Origin of the sequence: Paraburkholderia sp. CNPSo 3076 (genome assembly GCF_026343935.1) — a bacterium.
Classification (GTDB): Bacteria; Pseudomonadota; Gammaproteobacteria; order Burkholderiales; family Burkholderiaceae; genus Paraburkholderia; species Paraburkholderia nodosa.
Window position 1 is genome coordinate 47147 of the sequence record NZ_JAPMAL010000026.1, and the last position, 21430, is coordinate 68576.

Sequence of the window (21430 nt, forward strand, 5' to 3'; positions counted from 1 at the left end):
CGGTTCAATCGGCCAGCAATCCTTTCTTTTCAATGAACGCGATGACCTCACCAAGCCCCTTGAGCGCCTTCAAGTTGCACATCACGAAGGGCCGCTCGCCGCGCATCTTTTTCGCGTCGGAGGCCATGATGTCGAGGTTCGCGCCTACGAACGGCGCGAGGTCGGTCTTGTTGATGACGAGCAGGTCCGACTTCGTGATGCCAGGGCCGCCCTTGCGCGGGATCTTCTCGCCGCCCGCCACGTCGATCACGTAGATCGTGAGGTCCGAAAGCTCGGGGCTGAAGGTGGCCGCGAGATTGTCGCCGCCCGATTCGATGAAGACGATGTCGGCGTCGGGAAAGCGCGTGAGCATCTGGTCGACGGCTTCGAGGTTGATCGACGCGTCTTCGCGGATCGCCGTGTGCGGACAGCCGCCCGTTTCCACGCCCATGATGCGCTCGGCGGGCAGGGCGCCCGCCACGGTCAGCAGGCGCTGGTCTTCCTTCGTGTAGATGTCGTTGGTAATGGCGACGAGGTCGTAGCGCTCGCGCATGGCCTTGCAGAGCATTTCGAGCAAGGTCGTCTTGCCGGAGCCGACCGGTCCGCCCACGCCGACGCGCAGCGGCGGCAGTTTCTTCGTTCGTTTGCTGGGTGCGTGCGAAATCATGGTTCGTGTGTGTGTGTTTCAGGAGCGGAAGAGCCGCGAGTACTGCGATTCGTGGCGCGCAGAAAGCACGCCGAGCTGCGGCGCGAAGGTGTTGAGCGCGTCGGGGGGCGTGGCGAGCGCGCGCGCCACGGCTTTTTCGATTGCGGGCCGCAGCGCGACGACGATGCGCTGGCCCGCGAGCTGGCCGAGCGGCACCGCCTTGAGCGCGGCGGCCGTCTGATTCTCGATCCAGCTGAACGCGTAGGCGGCGAGCGCGGCGTCTGGCGCGGCCGCGTGGGCCCACGCGGCGAAGGCGAAGGCCGTGGGCTGCGCAATGGGCGTCATGCGCTCTAACGTGGCGCGCCGTTCGGCATCGCCCCATTCGAGCTGCGCGCAGAGCTGGCGCAGCGACCAGCCCATCTGCGCGGTTTCGCGCCGCAATTCCGCCGATTCGCGGCTCGCGACGAATTCCTCGTTCGCCACGATCAGCGCGCGCGCGTCGTGCGTGCGCCAGCGTCCCATCTGGTGCGCCACAAAAGGTAGCTCGCCGCAAGCGAGCACGTTCGCAAGGCCGCCCGCTATCCAGTGCGCGGCGTCGTCGGCGTTCGTGACGAGTTGCGCATCGATTGCGGCTTCGAGTCCCTGCGAGTAGCTGAACGCGCCGATGGGCAGCGCCGGCGACGCGAGATGCAGCAGGGCGGTGAGCTCAGCGATGTTCATGGCTGTGGTCGTGCGCGTGGCCGTCGCAGTGACCGTGATCGTGTCCGCAGTCGTGGTCATGCGCTTGATCTTCGCCATGAGCGTGATTGTGCGAATGACCGTGCGCAGGGTCGTGCGCGTGGTGGTGCGAATGCGCATGACCGTGGTGCACGTCGTGCTCCTCGTACACGCGTTGCGCGAGCGCGTAGTCGTCGGCGAAGGTTTCGTCGTGGCCGTGGCGGTGACCGCCGCCGTATGCGCCCGATTCCGGCTGGAACGGCAGCTGCACGCGCTCCACCTGCGCGCCCAGGCGCTTGAGCATGTCTTCGAGCACGGGGTCCGCTTCGAGCCTGAGTTCGTCCGCGCCCACTTCCACCGGCGTGTGGCGATTGCCGAGGTGATACGCGGCGCGCGTGAGCGTGAGGCGATCGGGCGCGCGTACACGCAACACGCACTCGGCCGCCGCGATCACACGCACGAGGCCGCCGTCGTCGGCCACGAGCAGGTCGCCGTCGCCCAGCACCGTGCCGCGCGGCAGCACCACGCCCACTTCCTCGCCCGTGTCGAGCGTGGCCGCCAGGCGGCTCTTGCAGCGCGCGTCGTAGGGCAGCGTGAGCGTGGGCGCCCGCTTCACAAGAACGGGCGCGAGCTTCGCATTGAGTCGTTTGTCGATCGTGCGCATGGCTAAACTTTAGAACAGGAAGTAACGCTGTGCCATCGGCAGCACCGTGGCGGGCTCGCAGGTGAGCAACTGACCGTCGGCGACGACCTGGTACGTTTCGGGATCGACGCTGATCGTGGGCTGCCAGGCATTGTGAATCATGTCGGCCTTCGTCACGCTGCGGCAGTTGCGTACCGCCACCACGCGCTTTTGCAGGCCGTAACGCTCAGGAATGCGCTTGTCGAGCGAGAGCTGCGAAACGAAGGTGAGCGAGGTTTGCGCGAGCGCGCGCCCGCGCGTGGCAAACATCTCGCGGTAATGCACGGGCTGGGGCGTCGGAATCGAGGCATTCGGGTCGCCCATCTGCGCGAGCGCGATCATGCCGCCCTTGAGGATGAGCGAAGGCTTGATGCCGAAGAACGCCGGCTCCCAGAACACCAGGTCGGCCCATTTGCCCGGCTCGAGCGATCCCACTTCGTGCGCGATGCCGTGCGTGAGTGCCGGATTGATCGTGTACTTCGCCACATAGCGCTTCACGCGGAAGTTGTCGTGGCGTGCGCTGTTGCCCCCCCCGTCCTCGGGCAGGGCGCCGCGCTGCACCTTCATCTTGTGCGCGGTTTGCCAGGTGCGGATGATGACCTCGCCCACGCGGCCCATCGCCTGGGAATCCGACGAGAGCATCGATAGCGCGCCGAGATCGTGGAGGATGTCCTCAGCCGCGATGGTCTCGCGGCGGATGCGCGACTCGGCAAATGCAATATCCTCGGCAATCGACGGGTCGAGGTGATGGCACACCATCAGCATGTCGAGATGCTCGTCGAGCGTGTTGATGGTGTACGGGCGCGTGGGGTTCGTCGAGGAGGGCAGCACGTTCGCTTCGCCGCACACCTTGATGATGTCGGGCGCGTGGCCGCCGCCCGCGCCTTCGGTGTGGTACGTGTGGATCGTGCGGCCCTTGAAGGCGGCCACCGTCGCTTCCACGAAGCCCGACTCGTTGAGCGTGTCGGTGTGAATGGCCACCTGCGTATCGGTAGCGTCCGCCACGCTCAGGCAGTTGTCGATAGCGGCAGGCGTCGAGCCCCAGTCCTCGTGCAGCTTCAGGCCGATCGCGCCCGCGGCGATCTGTTCTTCGGCGGGCTTCGGCAGGCTCACGTTGCCCTTGCCGAGAAAGCCGAGGTTGATCGGCCAGCCGTCCGCGGCCTGGAGCATGCGCTCCATATGCCACGGGCCTGGCGTGCAGGTGGTGGCGTTGGTGCCCGTGGCCGGGCCGGTGCCGCCGCCCAGCATGGTCGTCACGCCCGAGGCTAGCGCTTCGTCGATCTGCTGCGGGCTGATGAAGTGAATATGCGTATCGATGCCGCCTGCCGTGACGATCTGGCCTTCGCCCGCGATCACTTCGGTTGCAGCGCCAATGGGAATCGTCACGCCCGGTTGCACGTCGGGGTTGCCCGCCTTGCCGATCTTCCAGACGCGGCCGTCCTTGATGCCGATGTCGGCCTTCACGATGCCCCAGTGATCGATGATCACGGCGTTCGTGACCACGGTGTCCGCAACTTCCGAGTGCGCTCGCTGCGACTGGCCCATGCCGTCGCGGATCACCTTGCCGCCGCCGAACTTCACTTCGTCGCCGTAGACGGTGTAGTCGCGCTCGATCTCGATGATGAGTTCGGTATCGGCGAGACGCACGCGGTCGCCGGTGGTGGGGCCGAACATCTCCGCGTACGCGCGGCGGCCGATCTTCAATGTCATGTCGGATTCCTGATGAAATCGCCTGAAAACGCCAGTCCGCGCTCAGAGCGGACCCATCACCTGGCCGTTGAAGCCGTACACGGCGCGCTCTCCCGCAAGCGCCACGAGTTCCACGGTGCGCTCCTGTCCTGGCTCGAAGCGCACGGCCGTGCCCGCGGCAATGTTCAGGCGAAAGCCGCGTGCGGCTTCACGGTCGAACGAGAGTGCGGCGTTGACCTCGTAGAAGTGGAAGTGCGAGCCGATCTGCACGGGGCGGTCGCCCGTGTTGGCCACCTTCACGGTGAGGGTTTCGCGGCCCGCGTTGAGCTCGATTTCGCCGTCGTCGATCAGCATTTCGCCGGGGATCATGGCTGGCTCCTCCCGACTTAGGGGATTGGATGGTGGACGGTGACGAGCTTGGTGCCGTCGGGGAAGGTTGCTTCAACCTGGATGTCGGGGATCATCTCGGGCACGCCTTCCATCACGTCGCCGCGTGTGAGCAGGGTGGTGCCGTAGTGCATGACCTCGGCGACGGTCTTGCCGTCGCGGGCCGCTTCCATCAGCGCCGCGCTGATGAAGGCGACGGCCTCCGGGTAATTGAGCTTGAGGCCGCGCTCGCGGCGCCTTTCGGCGAGCAGCGCGGCGGTGAAGATCAGGAGCTTGTCTTTCTCGCGTGGCGTGAGCTTCATCGCGTCATGTATTGGGTCGGTTGGGGCAAGTCTGTCGACCCAGCTTACGGGAGCGAGGTTACGTGCAGCTTGCGGCCTCGCGCGCGGCGCGCACGAATCGATGCAAGCTCACAGCAAGGTGTGTGCCAATGAAGGGGACAGCGTGGGCGCACCATTATCGAGGTGCTTATGCACCGTGTTGGCGTTGCTGCGCTGCGTTATCGTGCGTGGAGGCGCCGATGCGCACCGCTGCGGTGCGTATAACGTGCGCTCAGGTCGTCCACAGGCGCAGCGGCGCGGCCTTCACGCCATGCACGAACGGCCGCAGCGCTGTCCAGCACTGCGTGAGCGTGTTCTGCAGCGGTTCCATCGAGCGCCCGACCACGCGCACGAGCACCACGCCCGGCGCGATGCAGGTCGCGCCCGAGCGCAGCGCGTCGTCGAAGGGCAGGATGGCGGCGAGGTCTTGCGCGAGCGCCTCGTTGCACGCGGGGCCGATCGCCCACAGCACGCCAAAAGCGGGGTAGCCCGCGAGGCCTTGCGGCGCGTTGCGCAGCGGGTCGTTGGCGTCGATGAGGGCGCGTTCGAGCCAGAGCAGCTGTTCGTCGGCTTCGCCTTCGGACGCAGCGCGCGTCACGCGCGTGAGCGCTCGCACCATGCCCGCCGACCAGCGTTCGCCCGCGGCCTGGCGGCCCAGTTGCGTGGCGTCCCAGCCGATGGCCGTGGCCCCCGCGCCGAGCGTGAGCGCGAATTCGAGTTCGGCGTGGGCGTGGTCGAACACGAGGTTGTTCTGCGGCAGCCAGTCGAGCTTTGCGCCCGCACCCACGCGCACGTTGATGCGCTGGCGCGCCACGCGCCCGTTCGACTTGTACCACTTGGTCGCGCCCGGCGTCGTGAGCACGGCGTGAGCGCCATCGCCCACACTCACGTCGATGTCGAGCCGGTCGCCGCCTGCGATGCCGGCTGGTGGATGCACGATCACCGCGTGACAGATCGCGTCGCCCTCAGGGTAGAGCGGCCGTTGCACGCGCAACGGCCCCATGTGCAGGCGATGCGTGAGCGCGGTGCGCACGCCCTGGCACTCGAAGCCGAGTTCGAGTTTCGCGGCCCATTCCTGATGCGCGGTGCTGCGAAACGTGGTGTTGGCGAGTGCGGCGTGATCGACGTGGAGCGACATGCGTGGCGACGGGAAAGGAGCCTGGAATGGCGTCGAGAATAGCACGCCGAATCTACGCTCAAACCGCGATCAACTCCCGCACCCCATCCGCATCCATGCTTGCGCCGGCGCCGCCCGCCACGATTTCGCCGCGGCTCATCACCCAGTATCGGTCCGCAATGGCTTTGGCGAAGTCGTAGTACTGCTCGACCAGCAGCACTGTCATGTGCCTCTCTTCCACGAGCCGCCGCAGCGTACGGCCGATGTCCTGGATGATCGAAGGCTGGATGCCTTCGGTAGGCTCATCGAGTATGAGCAGTTGCGGATCGCTCATCAGCGCGCGGCCGATGGCGAGCTGCTGCTGCTGGCCGCCCGAGAGGTCGCCACCACGCCGCGCCTTCATGTCCTTGAGCACGGGAAAGAGTTCGTAGATATGCGCGGGCACGCCCTTAGGCATGCGCTTCTTGCTCGCCGCGCCCACCAGCAGATTCTCTTCGACGCTCAGGCGCGGAAAGATATCGCGTCCTTGCGGCACGTAAGCAAGGCCCTGCGCCACCCGCGCATGCGTGGGCAGCTTCGTGAGCGCTTCGCCGTGCCACGCGATCGAGCCGTTCTTCGTCGGCACGACGCCCATGAGGCAGCGCAGCAGCGTGGTCTTGCCCACGCCGTTGCGGCCGAGCAGCACGGTGAGTGCACCCTCGGGCACCGTCATCGAGACGTTGCGCAAGATGTGGCTGCCGCCGTAGTACTGGTTCAGCGATTCGATAGTTAGCATGGCTGATCTACTCAAAACGGCCCTAGCGGCCCAGATACGATTCGATGACCGCTTCTTCGCGCTTCACGTCCTCGAGCGTGCCGTGCGCGAGCACGCTGCCTTCGGCCATCACGGTGACGCGCCCGGCCTCACCCGCGAGCGCCGCGACGAACTCCATGTCGTGCTCGACCACCATCATCGAGCAGCTGCCGCGCAGGCGGTTGAGCAGCGTGGCGAGTTCCATGGTTTCGTCGTCGGTCATGCCGGCGGCGGGCTCGTCGAGCAGCAGCAGTTGCGGTTTCTGCATGAGCAGCATGCCGATTTCGAGCCGCTGCTTCTGGCCGTGCGATAGCTCGCCCGCGAGGCGTCGCGCGTCGCTCTCCAGCCGGATCACCTCGAGCGTTTCCTCGATCTTCGCCTGCGCCTCGCGCCCCAAGCGCGCGCGCAGCGTGGCGAACCAGCCCTTGTCGGCCTTCATCGCGAGTTCGAGGTTCTCCCAGACGGGATGCTGCTCGAACACCGTGGGCTTCTGGAACTTGCGGCCAATGCCCGCGCGCGCGATGGCCGGCTCGTTCATGCGCGTGAGGTCGAGCGTCTGCCCGAGGAACACCTTGCCCGAATCGGGCGCGGTCTTGCCGGTGATGACATCCATCATCGTGGTCTTGCCCGCGCCGTTCGGGCCGATCACGCAGCGCAGCTCGCCCGCGTCGATCACGAGCGAAAGCTTGTTGAGTGCGCGAAAGCCGTCGAAGCTCACGCTCACGTCTTCGAGATACAGGATCGTGCCGTGCGAGATGTCGATCGCGCCGGGTTCGACCACGTGCCCGAGATCCGCCGCGCCGGAGAGGGCGATTTCGTCGTACTTGAGGGCGTCGTCGAAGGGGTTGTGGTTGAGCGGGTCGCTGATCACGCTGTGTCCGTTCATGGGCGTTCGCTCCGCGTGGTGATCCGGTTCCGGATGAGTTCGATGAGCCCCATGATGCCGTTGGGCAGCAGCAGCGGCACGAGCACGAACATCAGGCCGAGGAAGAACAGCCAGTACTCGGCGAAATGCGCGGTGAAGAAGCTCTTTGCGCCGTTCACGGCGAACGCGCCGATGATCGGCCCGATGAGCGTGCCGCGTCCGCCCACGGCCACCCAGATCGCCATTTCGATCGAGTTGCCGGGCGACATCTCGCTCGGATTGATGATGCCGACCTGCGGCACGTAGAGCGCGCCCGCGATGCCGCACAGGACCGCCGAGACGGTCCACACGAACAGCTTGTAGCCAAGCGGGCTGAAGCCGAGAAACATGAGGCGCGTTTCGCCGTCGCGCACCGCGCTCACCACACGCCCGAGCTTCGAGGTGACGATGGCGCGCGCGCCGAGAAACGCGAGCACGAGCACGGCGAACGTCAGCAGGAACAGCACGGTGCGCGTGCCCGGATGCGTGATCGGCATGCCCGCGATGCGCTTGAAGTCGGTGAAGCCGTTATTGCCGCCGAAGCCCGTTTCGTTGCGATAGAACAGCAGCATCGCGGCGAACGTCATGGCCTGCGTGATGATCGAGAGGTACACGCCCTTCACACGCGAGCGAAACGTGAAGAAGCCGAATACCCAGGCGACCACGGCCGGCACGAGCACGACGAGCAGGAGCGCATAGCCGAGGTGCTGCGTGCCTTGCCAGTACCACGGCAGCGCATGCCAGTCGAGAAACACCATGAAGTCGGGCAGGTCGCTGCCGTACTTGCCGTCGTGACCGATCTCGCGCATGAGGTACATGCCGATGGCGTAGCCGCCCAGCGCGAAGAAGAGGCCGTGCCCGAGGCTCAGAATGCCGCAATAGCCCCACACGAGATCGAGCGCGAGCGCGGCGATCGCATAGCACATGAGCTTGCCGCCCAGCGTCATCGCATACGCGGAAAGATGCAGCGCGCTCGCTTGCGGCAGCACCAGCGCGCAAAGCGGCACGCCCACGCCGATGACGAGGATGAGCACGATGAGCGCGAGCCAGGCGCGCGGCGAGAGCAGGGCGGCCCGCGCGGGCAAACCGAGAGCGAAGGTTTCGGCGCCGTCGCCCGAAGTCCGCGAGGCGCCCAGCGTGTGACGCGCGGAAGAGGAAGTGACGCTCGTCATGTCATGCCTCCGCGCTGCGGCCCTTGAGGGCGAAAAGCCCCTGCGGACGCTTCTGGATGAAGAGCACGATCAGCACGAGCACGGCGATCTTCGCGAGTACGGCGCCCCAGAACGGCTCGATGGCCTTGGAGACGAGGCCGAGTCCGAAGCCGCCGAGCACGGTGCCCGCAATCTGACCGACGCCGCCCAGCACCACGGCCATGAACGAATCGATGATGTAGCTCTGGCCGAGATCGGGACCGACGTTGCCGATCTGCGAGAGCGCGCAGCCGCCAAGGCCCGCCACGCCCGCGCCGAACGCGAAGGCCCACGCATCCACGCGCGCGGTGCGCACACCCACGCAGGCGGCCATGCGGCGGTTTTGCGTGACGGCGCGCACGAACAGGCCAAGACGCGTCTTCGTGAGCACGGTCCACGCAATGCCCACCACGATCAGCGAGAACGCGAGGATCGCGAGGCGGTTGTACGGCAGGATGAGGTTGGGCATGACGGCGACGCCGCCGCTCATCCACGAGGGGTTTTCGACCTGCACGTTCTGCGCGCCGAAGATCATGCGCGTGGCCTGAATGAGAATGAGGCTGATGCCGAACGTGGTGAGCAGCGTTTCTAGCGGGCGGCCATAGAGGTGGCGGATCACGAGCCGCTCGATCACCGCGCCCACGAGCGCGGCGACGACGAACGAAGCGGGAATCGCGAAGAGCGGATACCAGTCGAACGCGCCGGGCGCATAGCGCTGCACGAGCGTTTGCACGACATAGGTTGCGTACGCACCGATCATCAGGAACTCGCCGTGCGCCATGTTGATGACGCCGATGAGCCCGTAGGTGATGGCGAGGCCGAGCGCCGCGAGCAGCAGCACGCTGCCGAGCGAGAGGCCCGCGAACAGCGTGCCGGCGATTTCGCTGCGGCGCTGGATGGCGTCGAGCGCGTCGATGCCTTGTTGCACCGCTGCGCGCACGTCGGCATCGGGCTCGTTGTACGCGCCGCTCGCGTTCTTCGCGACGAGCGGGCGCAGCAGTTCGAACATGTCGAGATCGTGGCGCGCCGCGACGAGCTTCGCCGCCTCGAGGCGCGTGGCCGCATTCGGGTCGTGCAGCGCGGTCATCGCCCAGAGCGTGTCGAGACGGCGCTTGAGCGCGGGGTCGGTTTCCTTCGCGCGCGCGGCGTCGATCATCGGCTTCATGGCCGGATCGGGGTTCTTCAGCAACCCGTTAATGGCCGCCCGGCGCGTTTCCAGGTCGGGCGAGGCGAGTTGCAGGCCCGAGACCGCGCCCGCGACCTTCGAGCGCAACAGGTTGTTCAGCGTGATGGGCTGCGCGCTCGAAGCGATGTTCGCGGCGACGGGCTGGCCCGTTGCGGCGTCGTGCGCGCCCTGTCCATCCGTACCATCCTGCACGAGCACTTCGCCGGAGTCGGTTGCCGTGACGTTGTCGTCGGCGAGCGCTTTCAGGAGCGCAAGCGACGCGGCGTCGTGCGTGGCGATGAGCTTGTCGATCGCCGCGGATTTCGCGTCGAAGTCGTCGCCGCCGAGCGGGGCGACGTCGGCCGCTTCGAGTGCGTGCGCGCATGTGCATAGCGCCGTGAAGAGCGAAGCCGCTGCGAGCGCGTGGCGCAAGCCCGCGCGCGCGTACCTCGGGAGTGAGAGAGCCATGGTGCTTTCTTTTTGGGTGCGGGCCACAGCGCAACACCCTGCCGTTACGCCGCGGCCCGTAGACAGGGCACGCGAGCGCGCTACCTTGCGGCGCAGCGCTCGCGAAGACAACGTCAGGCCACGCGCGAGCGGCGCAGGAAGGCAGGCAGCGCGTTCGAGGAGACCACATCCGGCTTGCCTTCGTTGCCGGCGATGAACGGGCTCCACGGCTGCGCGCGCACGGCGGTCTTCGTTTTCCACACCACGTTGAACTGGCCGTCGCCGCGAATCTCGCCGATCATGACCGGCTTGTGGAGGTGATGGTTGCCGTCCATCGTGAGCGTGAAGCCCGAGGGCGCCGCCACGGTCTGGCCGATCATGGCCACGCGCACCTTGTCGACGTCGGTGCTCTTCGCCTTTTCCACGGCCTGCTTCCACATATGGATGCCTACGAAGGTCGCTTCCATCGGGTCGTTGGTCACGCGTTTGCTGCCGCCGGGCAGGTTGTTCGCCTGCACCCAGGCTTCGAACTGCTCCTTGAACTTCGTGTTGTTCGGGCCTTTCACCGACATGAAGTAGTTCCACGCCGCGAGGTGCCCCACGAGCGGCTTCGTGTCGATGCCGCGCAGCTCTTCCTCGCCCACGGAGAACGCGACCACCGGCACGTCGGTCGCCTTGATGCCCTGGTTGCCGAGCTCCTTGTAGAACGGCACGTTCGAGTCGCCGTTGATGGTCGACACGACGGTGGTCTTGCCGCCTTGCGAGAACGTCTTGATGTTCGCGACGATGGTCTGATAGTCGCTATGACCGAACGGCGTGTAGACCTCCTGAATATCGCTGTCCTTCACGCCCTTCGAGTGCAGAAAGGACCGCAGGATCTTGTTGGTCGTGCGCGGATACACATAGTCGGTGCCGAGCAGGAAGAAGCGCTTCGCGCCGCCGCCTTCGGCGCTCATCAGGTATTGCACCGCGGGAATGGCCTGCTGGTTGGGCGCCGCGCCCGTGTAGAACACGTTGCGCGACATCTCTTCCCCTTCGTATTGCACGGGGTAGTAGAGCAGGCCGTTGAGTTCCTCGAACACCGGCAGCACCGACTTGCGCGACACCGAGGTCCAGCAGCCGAATACGCAGGCCACCTTGTCCTGCGTGAGGAGCTGGCGCGCCTTTTCGGCGAAGAGCGGCCAGTTCGAGGCCGGATCGACCACCACGGGCTGGATCTGACGCCCCATCACGCCGCCGTTCTTGTTGATGTCGGCGATCGTCATCAACGCGGTGTCTTTCAGTGAGGTCTCCGAAATGGCCATCGTGCCCGAGAGCGAATGCAGGATGCCGACCTTGATCGGCCCGCTGCCGGTGTCCGCGTGCGCGAACGGCATGCGCCCCGCAGCCGCGAGTGCGCCCGACATCGTCCCGAGTTTCAACAGACTGCGACGTTTCATTGTTGTGCCTCTTGTCCGTGAGTGAGTCGTGGGCCGTGGCGCGTGGTCGTTTGTCGTCTTGCGCGCCGCCCGGTGTGTGTGGCGTGTCTTGCGCACACCCTTCTGCAAGCGTTGTGCCAGCGCGAAGGGAAAGCGCCAGGCTTGCCCCATCAGGCGCGCGGCGATGCGGGACGCATCGGTGGCCACACAATGGGCGGGCGATTGTGGTGCAGCGAGATGCATGTTCGGGCGCGTTGCATCGTCTCAGTGCGCGCATGCATGAAGCGGGACGAACGGTGCGGCAGGGCGCGCTGCATCGTTGTGCATGAGGGGCGTGCGGGTGCTGCACGCCGTGGACCGCAGCGAGCGGCCCAGAAATGACAAAGGGCGCGGCCTGAGCCGCGCCCTTTCGCGCCTTTTCGTTAAGCTGGCGTGCGCCTGCTTAGTACGTCGGCACCTTGGGGTCGACCTGACGCGACCAGGCGTCGATGCCGCCTTGCAGGTTGAACACCTTCGTGTAGCCGCGCGACTCGAGGAACATCGCCACCTGGGCGCTGCGTGCGCCGTGGTGGCAAATGCAGACGATCTGCGCCTCGTCGTCCAGTTCCTCGCTGCGCGCGGGGATCTCGCGCATGGGGATCGACGTGCTGCCGGCGATCTTTGCCGTTTCGATTTCCCACGGCTCGCGCACGTCGAGCAGTACGGGAGTCTCGCGCGAGGTATCGGCAAGCCATTCGGCGAGGGCGGGGGCGGTCAGATTCTGCATGGAACACTCAATCGGGTAAGTAAGCCGGGCTGCCGTGCATGGAACCCGGCGATGCGGCAGGTTGGCAGCGCCTTAGAACTTGAAGCGCGGCGGATGCACGGCGTTCTGCAGCGGCTCGACGTAAGTCTCGAACACGCCGGCAATGCGGAACTGCTTTTCGTCGATGCGCGTGATGATCTGCGCTTCCATGACCGGCGCGCCGCCCACGAAAGCGGCCAGACGCCCGCCCACCTTGAGCTGCTCGAGCAGTTCCTGCGGCACGACCGGCAGGCCGCCCGAGACGCAGATCACGTCGTACGGCGCATTCGCGGCCCAGCCGCGTGCGCCGTCGCCGAGCACGACTTCGGCGTTCAGCACACCGTTCTTGACGAAGTTCGCGCGCGCGAATTCGGCGAGTTCCGTGTCGATCTCCACGCTCAGCACCTTCTGCGCCCGGTGCGCAAGCAGCGCCGCCATGTAGCCGGAGCCCGCGCCGATTTCCAGCACGCTCTCATGCTTCTTCACCGCGAGTTCCTGCAGCACGCGCGCTTCGACGCGCGGCGCCATCATGTGCTGGCCGTTCGGCAGCGGCACTTCGAGGTCGGCGAACGCGAGGGCGGTGTAGACCTCGGGGACGAAATGCTCACGCTTGACGATCGAGAGCAGGTTCAGCACGTCCTGGTCGAGCACTTCCCAGGGGCGAATCTGCTGTTCGATCATGTTGAAACGCGCTTGTTCGATGTTCATGGTGACTCGGCGTTGTGGTCGGGATCGGTTCGGATCGAAGCCCGGCAAAAAGGGCGTCGGGCAATCGGAGAATTGTAGCAAACCGGCTCTGGCCTGGCCGCGCCGACGGCAGCGGGAGGGGGTTCCGGGGGCATTGACGGATCGGTGTTTGTCCTGGCTTCGTGCGCCTTGCGGTTTTGCGGTTCTCGTACCAAAAATGTAATCGATTACATTTTGACGCGTCCGAACGGCTCACGCCGCCGCCGCAGGTTTCCGAACCGGTCACGATCGCCTTCGCCCATGTCCGCCCGCTCGTCCCGATCACCGCAGCCGCAGGACGAAGATGCCAGCGCCGACACCGCCGCGCGCGGGGGCTCGATCGCGGCGGTGGCGCAGCGCGCGGGCGTCTCGGTTGCGACGGTCTCGCGCGTGCTCAACGGCCATGCGAACGTGCGCGCCGCGACCCGCGAGCGCGTGCTCGCCGAGATCGAGACGAGCGGCTACCGCGTGAACGAACTCGCGCGCAACCTGCGCACCGCCGAAAGCCGCCTGCTCCTGACGATGGTGCCCGACTTCGGCAACCCGTTTTACGCGGAGATCGTGCGCGGCATCGACAGCGTTGCGCGCCAGCACGGCTTTTTCTTGCTGCTGTGCGACACGGGCGCCGACGCCGGGCGCGAGCGCAGCTACTTTGACCTGCTGCGCCGCCATCGCGCGGACGGGGCGATCTGTCTCGACCCGGCAACGGTGCAGCACGCGCTGGCCGCCGAATCGACGGCGCTGCCGTGGGTGGCCTGCTGCGAGTTCGACCCGGACGTGGGCGTGCCGTATGTGGGCATCGACAACTACCGGGCCGCGCACGACGCGGTGCGGCATCTGATCGCGCGGGGGCGGCGACGTGTCGCGCTCATCAACTCCGACGAGCACTACCTCTACGCACAGCAGCGCCGCGACGGCTGGCGCGATGCGCTCGGCGAAGCGGGCATCGCGCTGCGCGACGCCTGGCGCGTGAACGTGAACTGCCTTGACTACGAGGCGGGCGCGCAGGCCGCCGCCGCGCTCATGCAGTTGCCGGCGGGCGACGCGCCCGACGCGATCTTCGCGGTGTCGGACACGCTCGCGGTGGGCGTGGTCAACGGCCTGCGCGGCGCGGGGCGGCGCGTGCCGCACGACGTCGCCGTGGTCGGCTTCGACGATATCGCGCTCGCCGCGCAGATCGACCCGCCGCTCACGACGATCGCGCAGCCCATGCGGGAACTGGGCGAGACCGCTGCGCGCCTGTTGCTGCGGCGTTTCGCCGACCCGCGCGCGAGCGTGCCGGGCGTGCTGCTGCCGCATCGGCTGGTGGTGCGTGAGAGCGGGTGAAGCCAAAAAAACGCAAGCGAACACATAGCAGGGGAGACCAGCGGCGTGATGGCGGGTGGCGCAAGCCGCCCGCCGGAGCCCGCCGACAAGGCCACTGGAGGAGCGCACGCGCATGAGCGTCGCCGTGAAGTTCAACGACATCCGCAAGGACTTCGGTCCCGTGCGCGTGCTGTACGGCGTGAGCTTCGAGCTCGCGCCGGGGCGCATTCACGGGCTGCTGGGCGAGAACGGCGCGGGCAAGTCCACGCTCATGAAGATCCTCGCGGGCTACGAAAACGCGAGCGCGGGCGAGATGCTCGTGGACGGCGTGGCGCGCTGCTTCGAAGGCTCGCGCGAGGCCGAAGCCGCCGGCATCGTGCTGATCCACCAGGAGTTCAATCTGGCCGAGCACCTGACGATCGCGCAGAACATCTTCCTCGGCCACGAGAAGCGCAAAGGCTGGCTCGTCGACGACACCGCCATGCGCCGCGAAGCGCGCGAACTGCTCGCGCAGGTGGGGCTTTCGCGCGACCCGGACGTGAAGGTGCGCGACCTGATCGTCGCCGAGAAACAGCTCGTGGAGATCGCCAAGGCGCTCTCGCGGCACGCGCGCCTGCTTATCATGGACGAGCCCACGGCCACGCTCACGCCCGCCGAAACCGCGCGCCTTTTCGCGCTGATGACGAAGCTGCGCGCCGCGGGCACGACGCTCGTCTACATCTCGCACAAGCTCGACGAGGTGGAGAAGATCACCGACGACGTGGTCGTGATGCGCGACGGCCGCTTCGTGGCCGCGAGCGCGACGGCGGGTCTTGCGCGCCAGCAGATGGCGAACCTCATGGTGGGCCGCGACGTCTCCGACATGTTTCCGGAGAAGAGCGAAGCGCCCGAGATTGCCCCCGTCGCGCTGCGCGTGACGAATCTCGCCGTGGCGGGCTGGGTCGAGGATCTGAGCTTCGAGGTACGCGCGGGCGAGATTCTCGGCTTCGCGGGTCTCGTGGGCGCGGGGCGCAGCGAGGCGTTCGAGGCGATCGTGGGCCTGCGCCACAAGCATGCGGGCGAGATCGAGATCGACGGCCGCGCCGTGACGCTGCGCCACCCGCGCGACGCGATGCGCCACGGCCTCACGTACCTGAGCGAAGACCGCAAGGGCCGCGGCCTGCACATGAACCTCACGCTGCAGGACAACCTCACGCTCATGACGCTCGAGCGCTACGGCCATCCGCTGCTCGACCTCAGGGCGGCCCGCCGCGCGCTGGAAAAAGCGGTGCGCGAATTCGGCATCCGCACCGGCGACCTCGACAGCCGCGCGCGCATGCTCTCGGGCGGCAACCAGCAGAAGCTCGCGCTCGCCAAGTTCCTGCAGCCCGACCCACGCGTGATCGTGCTCGATGAGCCCACGCGCGGCGTGGACGTGGGCGCGAAGCGCGACATCTATTTCCTGATCCAGCGCCTCGCGGCCTCGGGGCGCGCGGTCGTCGTGATCTCCTCCGAGCTGGTCGAGCTGATCGGGCTCGCGCATCGCGTGGCCGTGATGCGCGCGGGCCGGCTCGTCGCCACGCTCGGGCACGAACATCTGAACGAAGAGGAGCTGATCGCTCATGCAACCGGCACCCACTGACGCGGCGTCCGAAGGCCGTGGCGCGCGCTCGGCCGCGGCGCGATTCGTGCACCGGCTCGCGGGCGTCGGGCCGCTCATCGGCCTGATCCTGCTGTGCGTGCTCGGCACGCTGCTCAACCGCGATTTCGCCACCGCCGGCAACCTGCTCAACGTGCTCACGCGCACCTCGTTCATCGGCATCATTTCCGTGGGCATGACGTTCGTGATCATTTCGGGCGGCATCGATCTTTCGGTCGGCTCGATGGCCGCGCTCATCGCGGGCGTGATGATCTGGGTGATGAACACGCTGGCCGCGACCGAACATGCGTTTGCGCCCCTGGCCATCGTCGCGATCGGCATGGCGATCGCGCTCGTGCTCGGCGCGGTGTTCGGCCTTGCGCATGGCTTGCTGATCACGCGCGGGCGCATCGAGCCTTTCATCGTCACGCTCGGCACGCTCGGCATCTTCCGCTCGGTGCTCACCTGGCTGGCCGATGGCGGCGCGCTCACGCTGCAGAACAATCTCGTCGACTTCTACGGGCCGGTCTATTACGCGAGCCTCTTTGGCATTCCGGTGCCCGTGTGGGTGTTCGCGCTCTCGGCGGCGGGCGGCGCGCTCATTCTCAACCGCACAGCGTTCGGTCGGCACGTGCAGGCGATCGGCTCGAACGAGCAGGTCGCGCGCTATGCGGCGATCCGCGTCGATCGCGTGAAGTGCGCAACCTACGTGCTGCTGGGCGTGTGCGTGGGCGTGGCGACCGTGCTCTATGTGCCGCGCCTGGGCTCCGCCACGCCGACCACCGGTTTGCTGTGGGAACTGGAGGCGATCGCCGCCGTGGTGGTGGGCGGCACGGCGCTCAAGGGCGGCGAAGGGCGCGTGGCGGGCACCGTGGTGGGCGCGGTGCTGCTCTCGGTCATCGCCAATATTCTCAATCTCACGAGCATCATCAGCGTGTATCTGAATGCGGCGGTGCAGGGCGTGGCAATCATTGCGGTGGCCTTCTTGCAGCGCGGCAGACGGTAAGGATATCGAAGCAGATCTGGCAGGGCGGTGGGGAAGTCGGAGGAGGCAGCGAAAACTCAACGCAAGAACGGGCGCTGGCCCGCACGATAGGAGACGGCATCATGAAGAAGACGATTCGAACGATGTGTGCGGGCGCGCTGGCGCTTGGCGTAGCGGCGACGTTCGGTGCGGGCGCGGCGCGCGCCGACGACAAGGTCACGCTGGGCGTGGCGATTCCCACGGCCGACCATGGCTTCACGGGCGGCATCGTGTGGTGGGCGAACGAGGCGAAGAAGGACCTCGAAAAGGCGCACCCGGACCTCAAGATCATCGTCAAGACGGCGGCGAACGCGCCCGATCAGGCGAACCAGTTGCAGGACCTCGTGACCGTCAACAAGATCAACGCGCTCGTGATCTTCCCGTATGAATCGGCTTCGCTCACGCAGCCGGTCGCCCAGGTGAAGAAGCAGGGCGTGTACGTGACGGTGGTCGATCGTGGCCTGACCGACACGAGCGCGCAGGATGCCTATGTGGCCGGCGACAACACGGCGTTCGGCAAAATCCCCGCCGAATACCTTGCGAAGCAGCTGGGCGGCAAGGGCGATATCGTCGCGCTGCGCGGCATTCCCACCACGCTCGACAACGAGCGCTGGACCGCGTTCACGTCGGTGCTCAAGGGCGATCCCGGCATCAAGATCCTCGACGCAAAATACGCGAACTGGAACCGCGACGACGCATTCCGCACGATGCAGGACTACCTCACGCGCTTCAAGCACATCGACGCCGTCTGGGCCGCCGACGACGACATGGCCGTGGGAGTCCTCAAGGCAATCGACCAGGCCAAGCGCAACGACATCAAGATTGTGTTCGGCGGTGCGGGGTCGAAGGAAATGGTCAAGCGCGTGATGGACGGCGACCCGCTCATCAAGGCCGATGTGTCGTACTCGCCGAAGTTTATCTACGACGCGATCAAGCTCACGGCCGAAGCGCGTTTGCAGGGCAAGTCGCTGCCGCCCACCACGATCATCCCTTCGGTGCTGATCACGAAGGAGAACGCGAAGCAGTTCTACTTCCCCGATTCGCCGTTCTGAGGACGGGGCTTGCGATGAAGACAATCAAAGGCCCAGCGATATTCCTCGCGCAGTTTCTCGGCGACGACGCGCCGTTCGACTGTTTCGCGCACATGGCCGGCTGGGCGGCCCAGCTCGGCTACAAGGGCATCCAGGTGCCCACGGATGCGCGCCTCGTCGATCTCGCGCAGGCCGCGTCGAGCGTGGCGTACTGCGACGACCTGCGCCAGCAGGCCGACGACGCGGGGGTGACGATCACCGAGCTTTCCACGCATCTGCAAGGGCAGCTCGTGGCCGTGCATCCCGCCTACGACACGCTGTTCGACGGCTTCGCGCCGCCGCAGCTGCGCGGCGATCGCGAAGCGCGCACAGCGTGGGCCGTCGAGCAGTTGATGCTGGCCGCGCGCGCCTCGAAGAATCTGGGGCTTGCCGCGCACGTGACGTTTTCGGGCGCGCTGGCGTGGCCGTACTTCTATCCGTGGCCGCAGCGGCCGGCGGGTCTCGTCGAAGCCGCCTTCGATGAACTCGCGCGCCGCTGGCGGCCGATTCTCGACGCGTTCGATGCAGCGGGTGTCGACGTTTGCTACGAACTGCACCCGGGCGAGGATCTGCACGATGGCGTGACCTTCGAGCGCTTTCTTGCGGCAGTGGGCGATCATCCGCGCGCGAACATCCTCTACGACCCGAGCCACTTCGTGCTGCAGCAGCTCGATTACCTCGCGTTCATCGACATCTATCACGCGCGCATCAAGGCCTTTCACGTGAAGGACGCCGAATTCCGCCCCACGGGCAAACAAGGTGTGTACGGCGGCTATAGCGGTTGGGTGGAGCGCGCGGGGCGCTTTCGCTCGCTCGGCGACGGGCAGATCGACTTCGGCGCGATCTTCTCGAAGCTCACGCAGTACGACTATCCGGGCTGGGCGGTGCTCGAATGGGAGTGCGCCCTCAAGCATCCGCACGACGGCGCGCGCGAAGGCGCGGACTTCATCAAGCGGCACATCATCCGCGTGGCCGGGCACGCGTTCGACGACTTCGCGGGCAGCGGCGTCGATGCGACGCAGGTGAGGGGCGTGCTGGGCCTCTGAACGCGATTCTCTGAGGAGCTACGCAATGACTCGAAGACTCAGGCTCGGGATGGTCGGCGGCGGCGAGGGGGCGTTCATCGGCGCCGTGCATCGCATCGCGGCGCGTCTCGACGATGGTTTCGAACTCGTCGCGGGCGCACTGTCGTCCGATGCGGCGCGCGCGCAGTCGAGCGCCGAGGCGCTCGGCCTCGCGCGAAGCTACGCCCACTGGCGCGAGATGGCGAGCGTGGAAGGCGCGCGCGAGGATGGCATCGACGCGGTGGCCATCGTCACGCCGAACCATCTGCACGCGCCGGTGGCGCATGCATTCATGGAGGCGGGCATTCACGTGATCTGCGACAAGCCGCTCGCGGTTTCGCTCGCCGAGGGCGAAGCGCTCGCGCAACACGCACGCGACGCGAATCTCGTGTTCGCGCTCACGCATACGTATTCGGGCTATCCACTCGCGCGGCATGCGCGCGAACTGGTGGAGGCGGGTGAGATCGGCGAGGTGCGCATCGTGCAGGTCGAGTACGCGCAGGACTGGCTCGCCAATCCCGTCGAGAGCAGCGGCGCGAACCGCCAGGCATCGTGGCGCACCGATCCGGCGCTCGCGGGGCCGGCAGGGTGTCTGGGCGACATCGGCACGCATGCGTATCAGCTGGCGGCGTTCGTGAGCGCGCTCGTGCCCGAATCGCTCGCGGCAGAAGTGCATACCTTCGTGCCCGGACGCCGCGTGGACGACCACGTGCAGGCCATGCTGCGCTACGCCAATGGCGCGCGCGGCATGCTGTGGGCAAGCCAGGTGGCGAGCGGCGCGGAGAACGCGTTGCGGCTGCGCGTGTATGGCACGAAGGCGAGCCTCGCGTTCGATCAGGAGGAGCCTAATCTGCTGTGGTTCACGCCGCAGGGCGGCGAGGCGCAGCGGCTTACGCGCGGGCGCGTGACGGGGGCCGCCGCACGGCACGCGACGCGCGTGCCGCCGGGGCATCCGGAAGGCTATCTGGAGGCGTTCGCGCAGCTCTATCGCGACGCCGCCGCGCAGATCCTGGCGCGCGACGCCGGCGAGGCCGCGCCGAGCGCAAGCCGGCTGCTGACGACGGTCGACGACGGCGTGGAGGGACTGCGCTTTATCGACGCCGTGCTGGCAAGCAGCGCGGCGGGCGGTGCCTGGCGCAGCATCGTGCGGCCGTGATTGGCCATTCGGATGAATTGAGCGAAGAGGCTTACTGCCCCAGATACACGAACTTGCCCCCGCGTACCGTGCCCATCACGCTCGCGCGCTGGTCGAGGCCCACGTGGTCCGTCGGGCTCGTGTTCACCATGCCGTTGGGCACGACCACTTCGTGCGCGTGCTCCAGTTCGCTGCGCAACGCCACGCGGAACGCTTCAGTGCCCGGCTGTGCGGTCTTGAGCGCGCGCGCGACCGCGTCTTGCAGGCGCGGGTACACGCCAGCCGCGTCGCCTGCGAATTGCGTGACCGTGCCCGGGCCGTACTTCGCCTCGTAGGCATCGACGAAGGCGAGCGCCGCCTTTTGCGCCGGCTGGTCGGCCGGCAGCGTGCGCGCCACCACCACCGGCTGGGTCGGGAACAGGGTGCCTTCCACGTCCTTGCCGCCCAGCTTGATGAATTCAGGCGTGGCGATGCCGTGCGTCTGGTAGATCGGCCCCTTGTAGCCGCGCTCGATCAACGTGCGTTGCGGCAGCACGGTCGGCGTGCCTGCGCCAGCGATCAGCATGGCGTCCGGTCTGGCCGCCATCAGCTTGAGAATCTGGCCCGTCACGCTGGCGTCGGTGCGGTTGTAGCGCTCGGTCGCCACGATCTGGATGTTGCGTTCCTTCGCGTACTTCGTGAATTCGTTGAGCCAGCTGTCGCCGTAGCTGTCCGCGAAACCGATGAAGCCCACGCTTTTCACGCCGTGCGCGGCCATATAGCGCGTCATGACGTCGGCCATCGCGGCATCGGTCTGCGCCATCTTGAAGGCCCACACGCGCGCGCCCTGCTGCGGCTCGACCACCGAGCCCGAGCCGACCAGCGTGATCATCGGCGTCTTGCTTTCCGCCACCGGGTCGAGTGCCGCGAGCGCCGCCGGCGTGATATTCGGCCCGACGATCACGTCCACGTGATCTTCGTTGATGAGCTTGTGGATGTTGCGCACGGCGGCGCCCGGGTCCGAGCCGTCGTCGAGCACGATGTAGTCGGCCTTCTGGCCCGCAATCGTCTCGGGCCACATCAGCATGGCGTTCTTGCTCGTGATGCCGATGACGGCAGCGGGCCCCGTGCTCGAGAGGTCGATGCCTACCTTGATGTCGGCGTGGGCGGCCGGGGCGAACGTGGCGGCGGCAAGGGCGACAGCCGCGGCGAGCGGGCGCAAAAGCGTGGACAGCTTCATCCGTTGGGTCTCCTGTCGATCAGAGTTGGCG

Annotated in this window: 21 protein-coding genes; 6 read left to right on the top strand and 15 right to left on the bottom strand. The window is 66.9% G+C overall.

The annotated features are described in order from the left end of the window. Positions 1-4: 4 nt before the first annotated feature. The 14 genes from ureG to M3A49_RS27755 all read right to left on the bottom strand — a co-directional run bounded on the left by ureG (position 5) and on the right by M3A49_RS27755 (position 12946). The gene (ureG, locus tag M3A49_RS27690) at positions 5-646 is read right to left on the bottom strand and encodes an urease accessory protein UreG (protein ID WP_266231880.1); all 642 of its coding nucleotides are present in this window, start codon (positions 644-646) and stop codon (positions 5-7) included. Between the two features lie 18 nt (positions 647-664). Further along, entirely contained in the window at positions 665-1345 is a 681-nt protein-coding gene (locus tag M3A49_RS27695; RefSeq protein WP_266231941.1) for an urease accessory protein UreF, read from the bottom strand. Continuing rightward, entirely contained in the window at positions 1332-2006 is a 675-nt protein-coding gene (gene ureE, locus M3A49_RS27700) for an urease accessory protein UreE (protein ID WP_266231881.1), read from the bottom strand. Before ureE ends, M3A49_RS27695 begins: the two co-directional genes overlap by 14 nt. Positions 2007-2015: 9 nt before the next feature. Continuing rightward, on the bottom strand, positions 2016-3734 hold the full coding sequence (ureC, locus tag M3A49_RS27705) for an urease subunit alpha (RefSeq protein ID WP_266231882.1): 1719 nt from the start codon (positions 3732-3734) through the stop codon (positions 2016-2018). Positions 3735-3776: 42 nt separating this feature from the next. After that, on the bottom strand, positions 3777-4082 hold the full coding sequence (locus M3A49_RS27710; protein WP_028208481.1) for an urease subunit beta: 306 nt from the start codon (positions 4080-4082) through the stop codon (positions 3777-3779). Between the two features lie 17 nt (positions 4083-4099). Continuing rightward, entirely contained in the window at positions 4100-4402 is a 303-nt protein-coding gene (ureA, locus tag M3A49_RS27715) for an urease subunit gamma (RefSeq protein WP_254355931.1), read from the bottom strand. 250 nt (positions 4403-4652) lie between these two features. Continuing rightward, positions 4653-5558 (bottom strand): urease accessory protein UreD, encoded by a 906-nt coding sequence (locus tag M3A49_RS27720; RefSeq protein WP_266231883.1) that lies wholly within the window; start codon positions 5556-5558, stop codon positions 4653-4655. A gap of 58 nt (positions 5559-5616) precedes the next feature. Further along, positions 5617-6312, bottom strand: coding sequence for an urea ABC transporter ATP-binding subunit UrtE (urtE, locus tag M3A49_RS27725; protein WP_266231884.1), 696 nt, complete (start codon positions 6310-6312; stop codon positions 5617-5619). Between the two features lie 22 nt (positions 6313-6334). Beyond that, a complete protein-coding gene (gene urtD, locus M3A49_RS27730) occupies positions 6335-7216 on the bottom strand; it encodes an urea ABC transporter ATP-binding protein UrtD (protein WP_266231885.1) in 882 nt (293 codons plus the stop codon). After that, positions 7213-8406 (bottom strand): urea ABC transporter permease subunit UrtC, encoded by a 1194-nt coding sequence (gene urtC / locus M3A49_RS27735; protein ID WP_266231886.1) that lies wholly within the window; start codon positions 8404-8406, stop codon positions 7213-7215. Before urtC ends, urtD begins: the two co-directional genes overlap by 4 nt. Position 8407: 1 nt before the next feature. Then, positions 8408-10057 carry an urea ABC transporter permease subunit UrtB gene (gene urtB, locus M3A49_RS27740; protein ID WP_266231887.1) on the bottom strand — a complete coding sequence of 550 codons (1650 nt, stop codon included), beginning with the start codon at positions 10055-10057 and terminating at the stop codon, positions 8408-8410. 113 nt (positions 10058-10170) lie between these two features. Next, complete coding sequence (urtA, locus tag M3A49_RS27745; protein WP_254355941.1) at positions 10171-11475, bottom strand: urea ABC transporter substrate-binding protein; 1305 nt, start codon at positions 11473-11475, stop codon at positions 10171-10173. Positions 11476-11896: 421 nt separating this feature from the next. After that, positions 11897-12220: a rhodanese-like domain-containing protein gene (locus M3A49_RS27750; RefSeq protein WP_266231888.1), complete on the bottom strand. Its 324-nt coding sequence runs from the start codon at positions 12218-12220 to the stop codon at positions 11897-11899. A gap of 72 nt (positions 12221-12292) precedes the next feature. After that, positions 12293-12946 (bottom strand): protein-L-isoaspartate O-methyltransferase family protein, encoded by a 654-nt coding sequence (locus tag M3A49_RS27755; protein WP_266231889.1) that lies wholly within the window; start codon positions 12944-12946, stop codon positions 12293-12295. Positions 12947-13225: 279 nt separating this feature from the next. Between M3A49_RS27755 and M3A49_RS27760 the strand changes: the two genes are divergently transcribed. The 6 genes from M3A49_RS27760 (at position 13226) to M3A49_RS27785 (ending at position 20201) form a co-directional block, all read left to right on the top strand. Continuing rightward, positions 13226-14290 (top strand): LacI family DNA-binding transcriptional regulator, encoded by a 1065-nt coding sequence (locus M3A49_RS27760; protein WP_266231890.1) that lies wholly within the window; start codon positions 13226-13228, stop codon positions 14288-14290. 112 nt (positions 14291-14402) lie between these two features. Continuing rightward, entirely contained in the window at positions 14403-15890 is a 1488-nt protein-coding gene (locus tag M3A49_RS27765) for a sugar ABC transporter ATP-binding protein (protein ID WP_266231891.1), read from the top strand. Further along, positions 15871-16893, top strand: coding sequence for an ABC transporter permease (locus tag M3A49_RS27770; protein ID WP_266231892.1), 1023 nt, complete (start codon positions 15871-15873; stop codon positions 16891-16893). The genes M3A49_RS27765 and M3A49_RS27770 overlap by 20 nt, the downstream gene beginning before the upstream one ends. Positions 16894-16994: 101 nt before the next feature. Further along, complete coding sequence (locus M3A49_RS27775; protein ID WP_266231893.1) at positions 16995-17963, top strand: substrate-binding domain-containing protein; 969 nt, start codon at positions 16995-16997, stop codon at positions 17961-17963. A 14-nt stretch (positions 17964-17977) separates the two neighbouring features. Continuing rightward, the gene (locus tag M3A49_RS27780) at positions 17978-19027 is read left to right on the top strand and encodes a sugar phosphate isomerase/epimerase family protein (protein ID WP_266231894.1); all 1050 of its coding nucleotides are present in this window, start codon (positions 17978-17980) and stop codon (positions 19025-19027) included. A 25-nt stretch (positions 19028-19052) separates the two neighbouring features. Next, positions 19053-20201 carry a Gfo/Idh/MocA family protein gene (locus tag M3A49_RS27785; RefSeq protein ID WP_266231895.1) on the top strand — a complete coding sequence of 383 codons (1149 nt, stop codon included), beginning with the start codon at positions 19053-19055 and terminating at the stop codon, positions 20199-20201. Positions 20202-20232: 31 nt separating this feature from the next. On the opposite strand, the gene M3A49_RS27790 is transcribed toward M3A49_RS27785, so the two are convergent. Continuing rightward, positions 20233-21399 (bottom strand): ABC transporter substrate-binding protein, encoded by a 1167-nt coding sequence (locus tag M3A49_RS27790; RefSeq protein ID WP_266231896.1) that lies wholly within the window; start codon positions 21397-21399, stop codon positions 20233-20235. Positions 21400-21430: the final 31 nt, after the last annotated feature.

Excerpts from the sequence above, each read along its gene's own strand:
- ureG (WP_266231880.1), bottom strand. The coding sequence starts at position 646 with ATGATTTCGCACGCACCCAGCAAACGAACGAAGAAACTGCCGCCGCTG.
- M3A49_RS27695 (WP_266231941.1), bottom strand. The coding sequence starts at position 1,345 with ATGAACATCGCTGAGCTCACCGCCCTGCTGCATCTCGCGTCGCCGGCG.
- ureE (WP_266231881.1), bottom strand. The coding sequence starts at position 2,006 with ATGCGCACGATCGACAAACGACTCAATGCGAAGCTCGCGCCCGTTCTT.
- ureC (WP_266231882.1), bottom strand. The coding sequence starts at position 3,734 with ATGACATTGAAGATCGGCCGCCGCGCGTACGCGGAGATGTTCGGCCCC.
- M3A49_RS27710 (WP_028208481.1), bottom strand. The coding sequence starts at position 4,082 with ATGATCCCCGGCGAAATGCTGATCGACGACGGCGAAATCGAGCTCAAC.
- ureA (WP_254355931.1), bottom strand. The coding sequence starts at position 4,402 with ATGAAGCTCACGCCACGCGAGAAAGACAAGCTCCTGATCTTCACCGCC.
- M3A49_RS27720 (WP_266231883.1), bottom strand. The coding sequence starts at position 5,558 with ATGTCGCTCCACGTCGATCACGCCGCACTCGCCAACACCACGTTTCGC.
- urtE (WP_266231884.1), bottom strand. The coding sequence starts at position 6,312 with ATGCTAACTATCGAATCGCTGAACCAGTACTACGGCGGCAGCCACATC.
- urtD (WP_266231885.1), bottom strand. The coding sequence starts at position 7,216 with ATGAACGGACACAGCGTGATCAGCGACCCGCTCAACCACAACCCCTTC.
- urtC (WP_266231886.1), bottom strand. The coding sequence starts at position 8,406 with ATGACGAGCGTCACTTCCTCTTCCGCGCGTCACACGCTGGGCGCCTCG.
- urtB (WP_266231887.1), bottom strand. The coding sequence starts at position 10,057 with ATGGCTCTCTCACTCCCGAGGTACGCGCGCGCGGGCTTGCGCCACGCG.
- urtA (WP_254355941.1), bottom strand. The coding sequence starts at position 11,475 with ATGAAACGTCGCAGTCTGTTGAAACTCGGGACGATGTCGGGCGCACTC.
- M3A49_RS27750 (WP_266231888.1), bottom strand. The coding sequence starts at position 12,220 with ATGCAGAATCTGACCGCCCCCGCCCTCGCCGAATGGCTTGCCGATACC.
- M3A49_RS27755 (WP_266231889.1), bottom strand. The coding sequence starts at position 12,946 with ATGAACATCGAACAAGCGCGTTTCAACATGATCGAACAGCAGATTCGC.
- M3A49_RS27760 (WP_266231890.1), top strand. The coding sequence starts at position 13,226 with ATGTCCGCCCGCTCGTCCCGATCACCGCAGCCGCAGGACGAAGATGCC.
- M3A49_RS27765 (WP_266231891.1), top strand. The coding sequence starts at position 14,403 with ATGAGCGTCGCCGTGAAGTTCAACGACATCCGCAAGGACTTCGGTCCC.
- M3A49_RS27770 (WP_266231892.1), top strand. The coding sequence starts at position 15,871 with ATGCAACCGGCACCCACTGACGCGGCGTCCGAAGGCCGTGGCGCGCGC.
- M3A49_RS27775 (WP_266231893.1), top strand. The coding sequence starts at position 16,995 with ATGAAGAAGACGATTCGAACGATGTGTGCGGGCGCGCTGGCGCTTGGC.
- M3A49_RS27780 (WP_266231894.1), top strand. The coding sequence starts at position 17,978 with ATGAAGACAATCAAAGGCCCAGCGATATTCCTCGCGCAGTTTCTCGGC.
- M3A49_RS27785 (WP_266231895.1), top strand. The coding sequence starts at position 19,053 with ATGACTCGAAGACTCAGGCTCGGGATGGTCGGCGGCGGCGAGGGGGCG.
- M3A49_RS27790 (WP_266231896.1), bottom strand. The coding sequence starts at position 21,399 with ATGAAGCTGTCCACGCTTTTGCGCCCGCTCGCCGCGGCTGTCGCCCTT.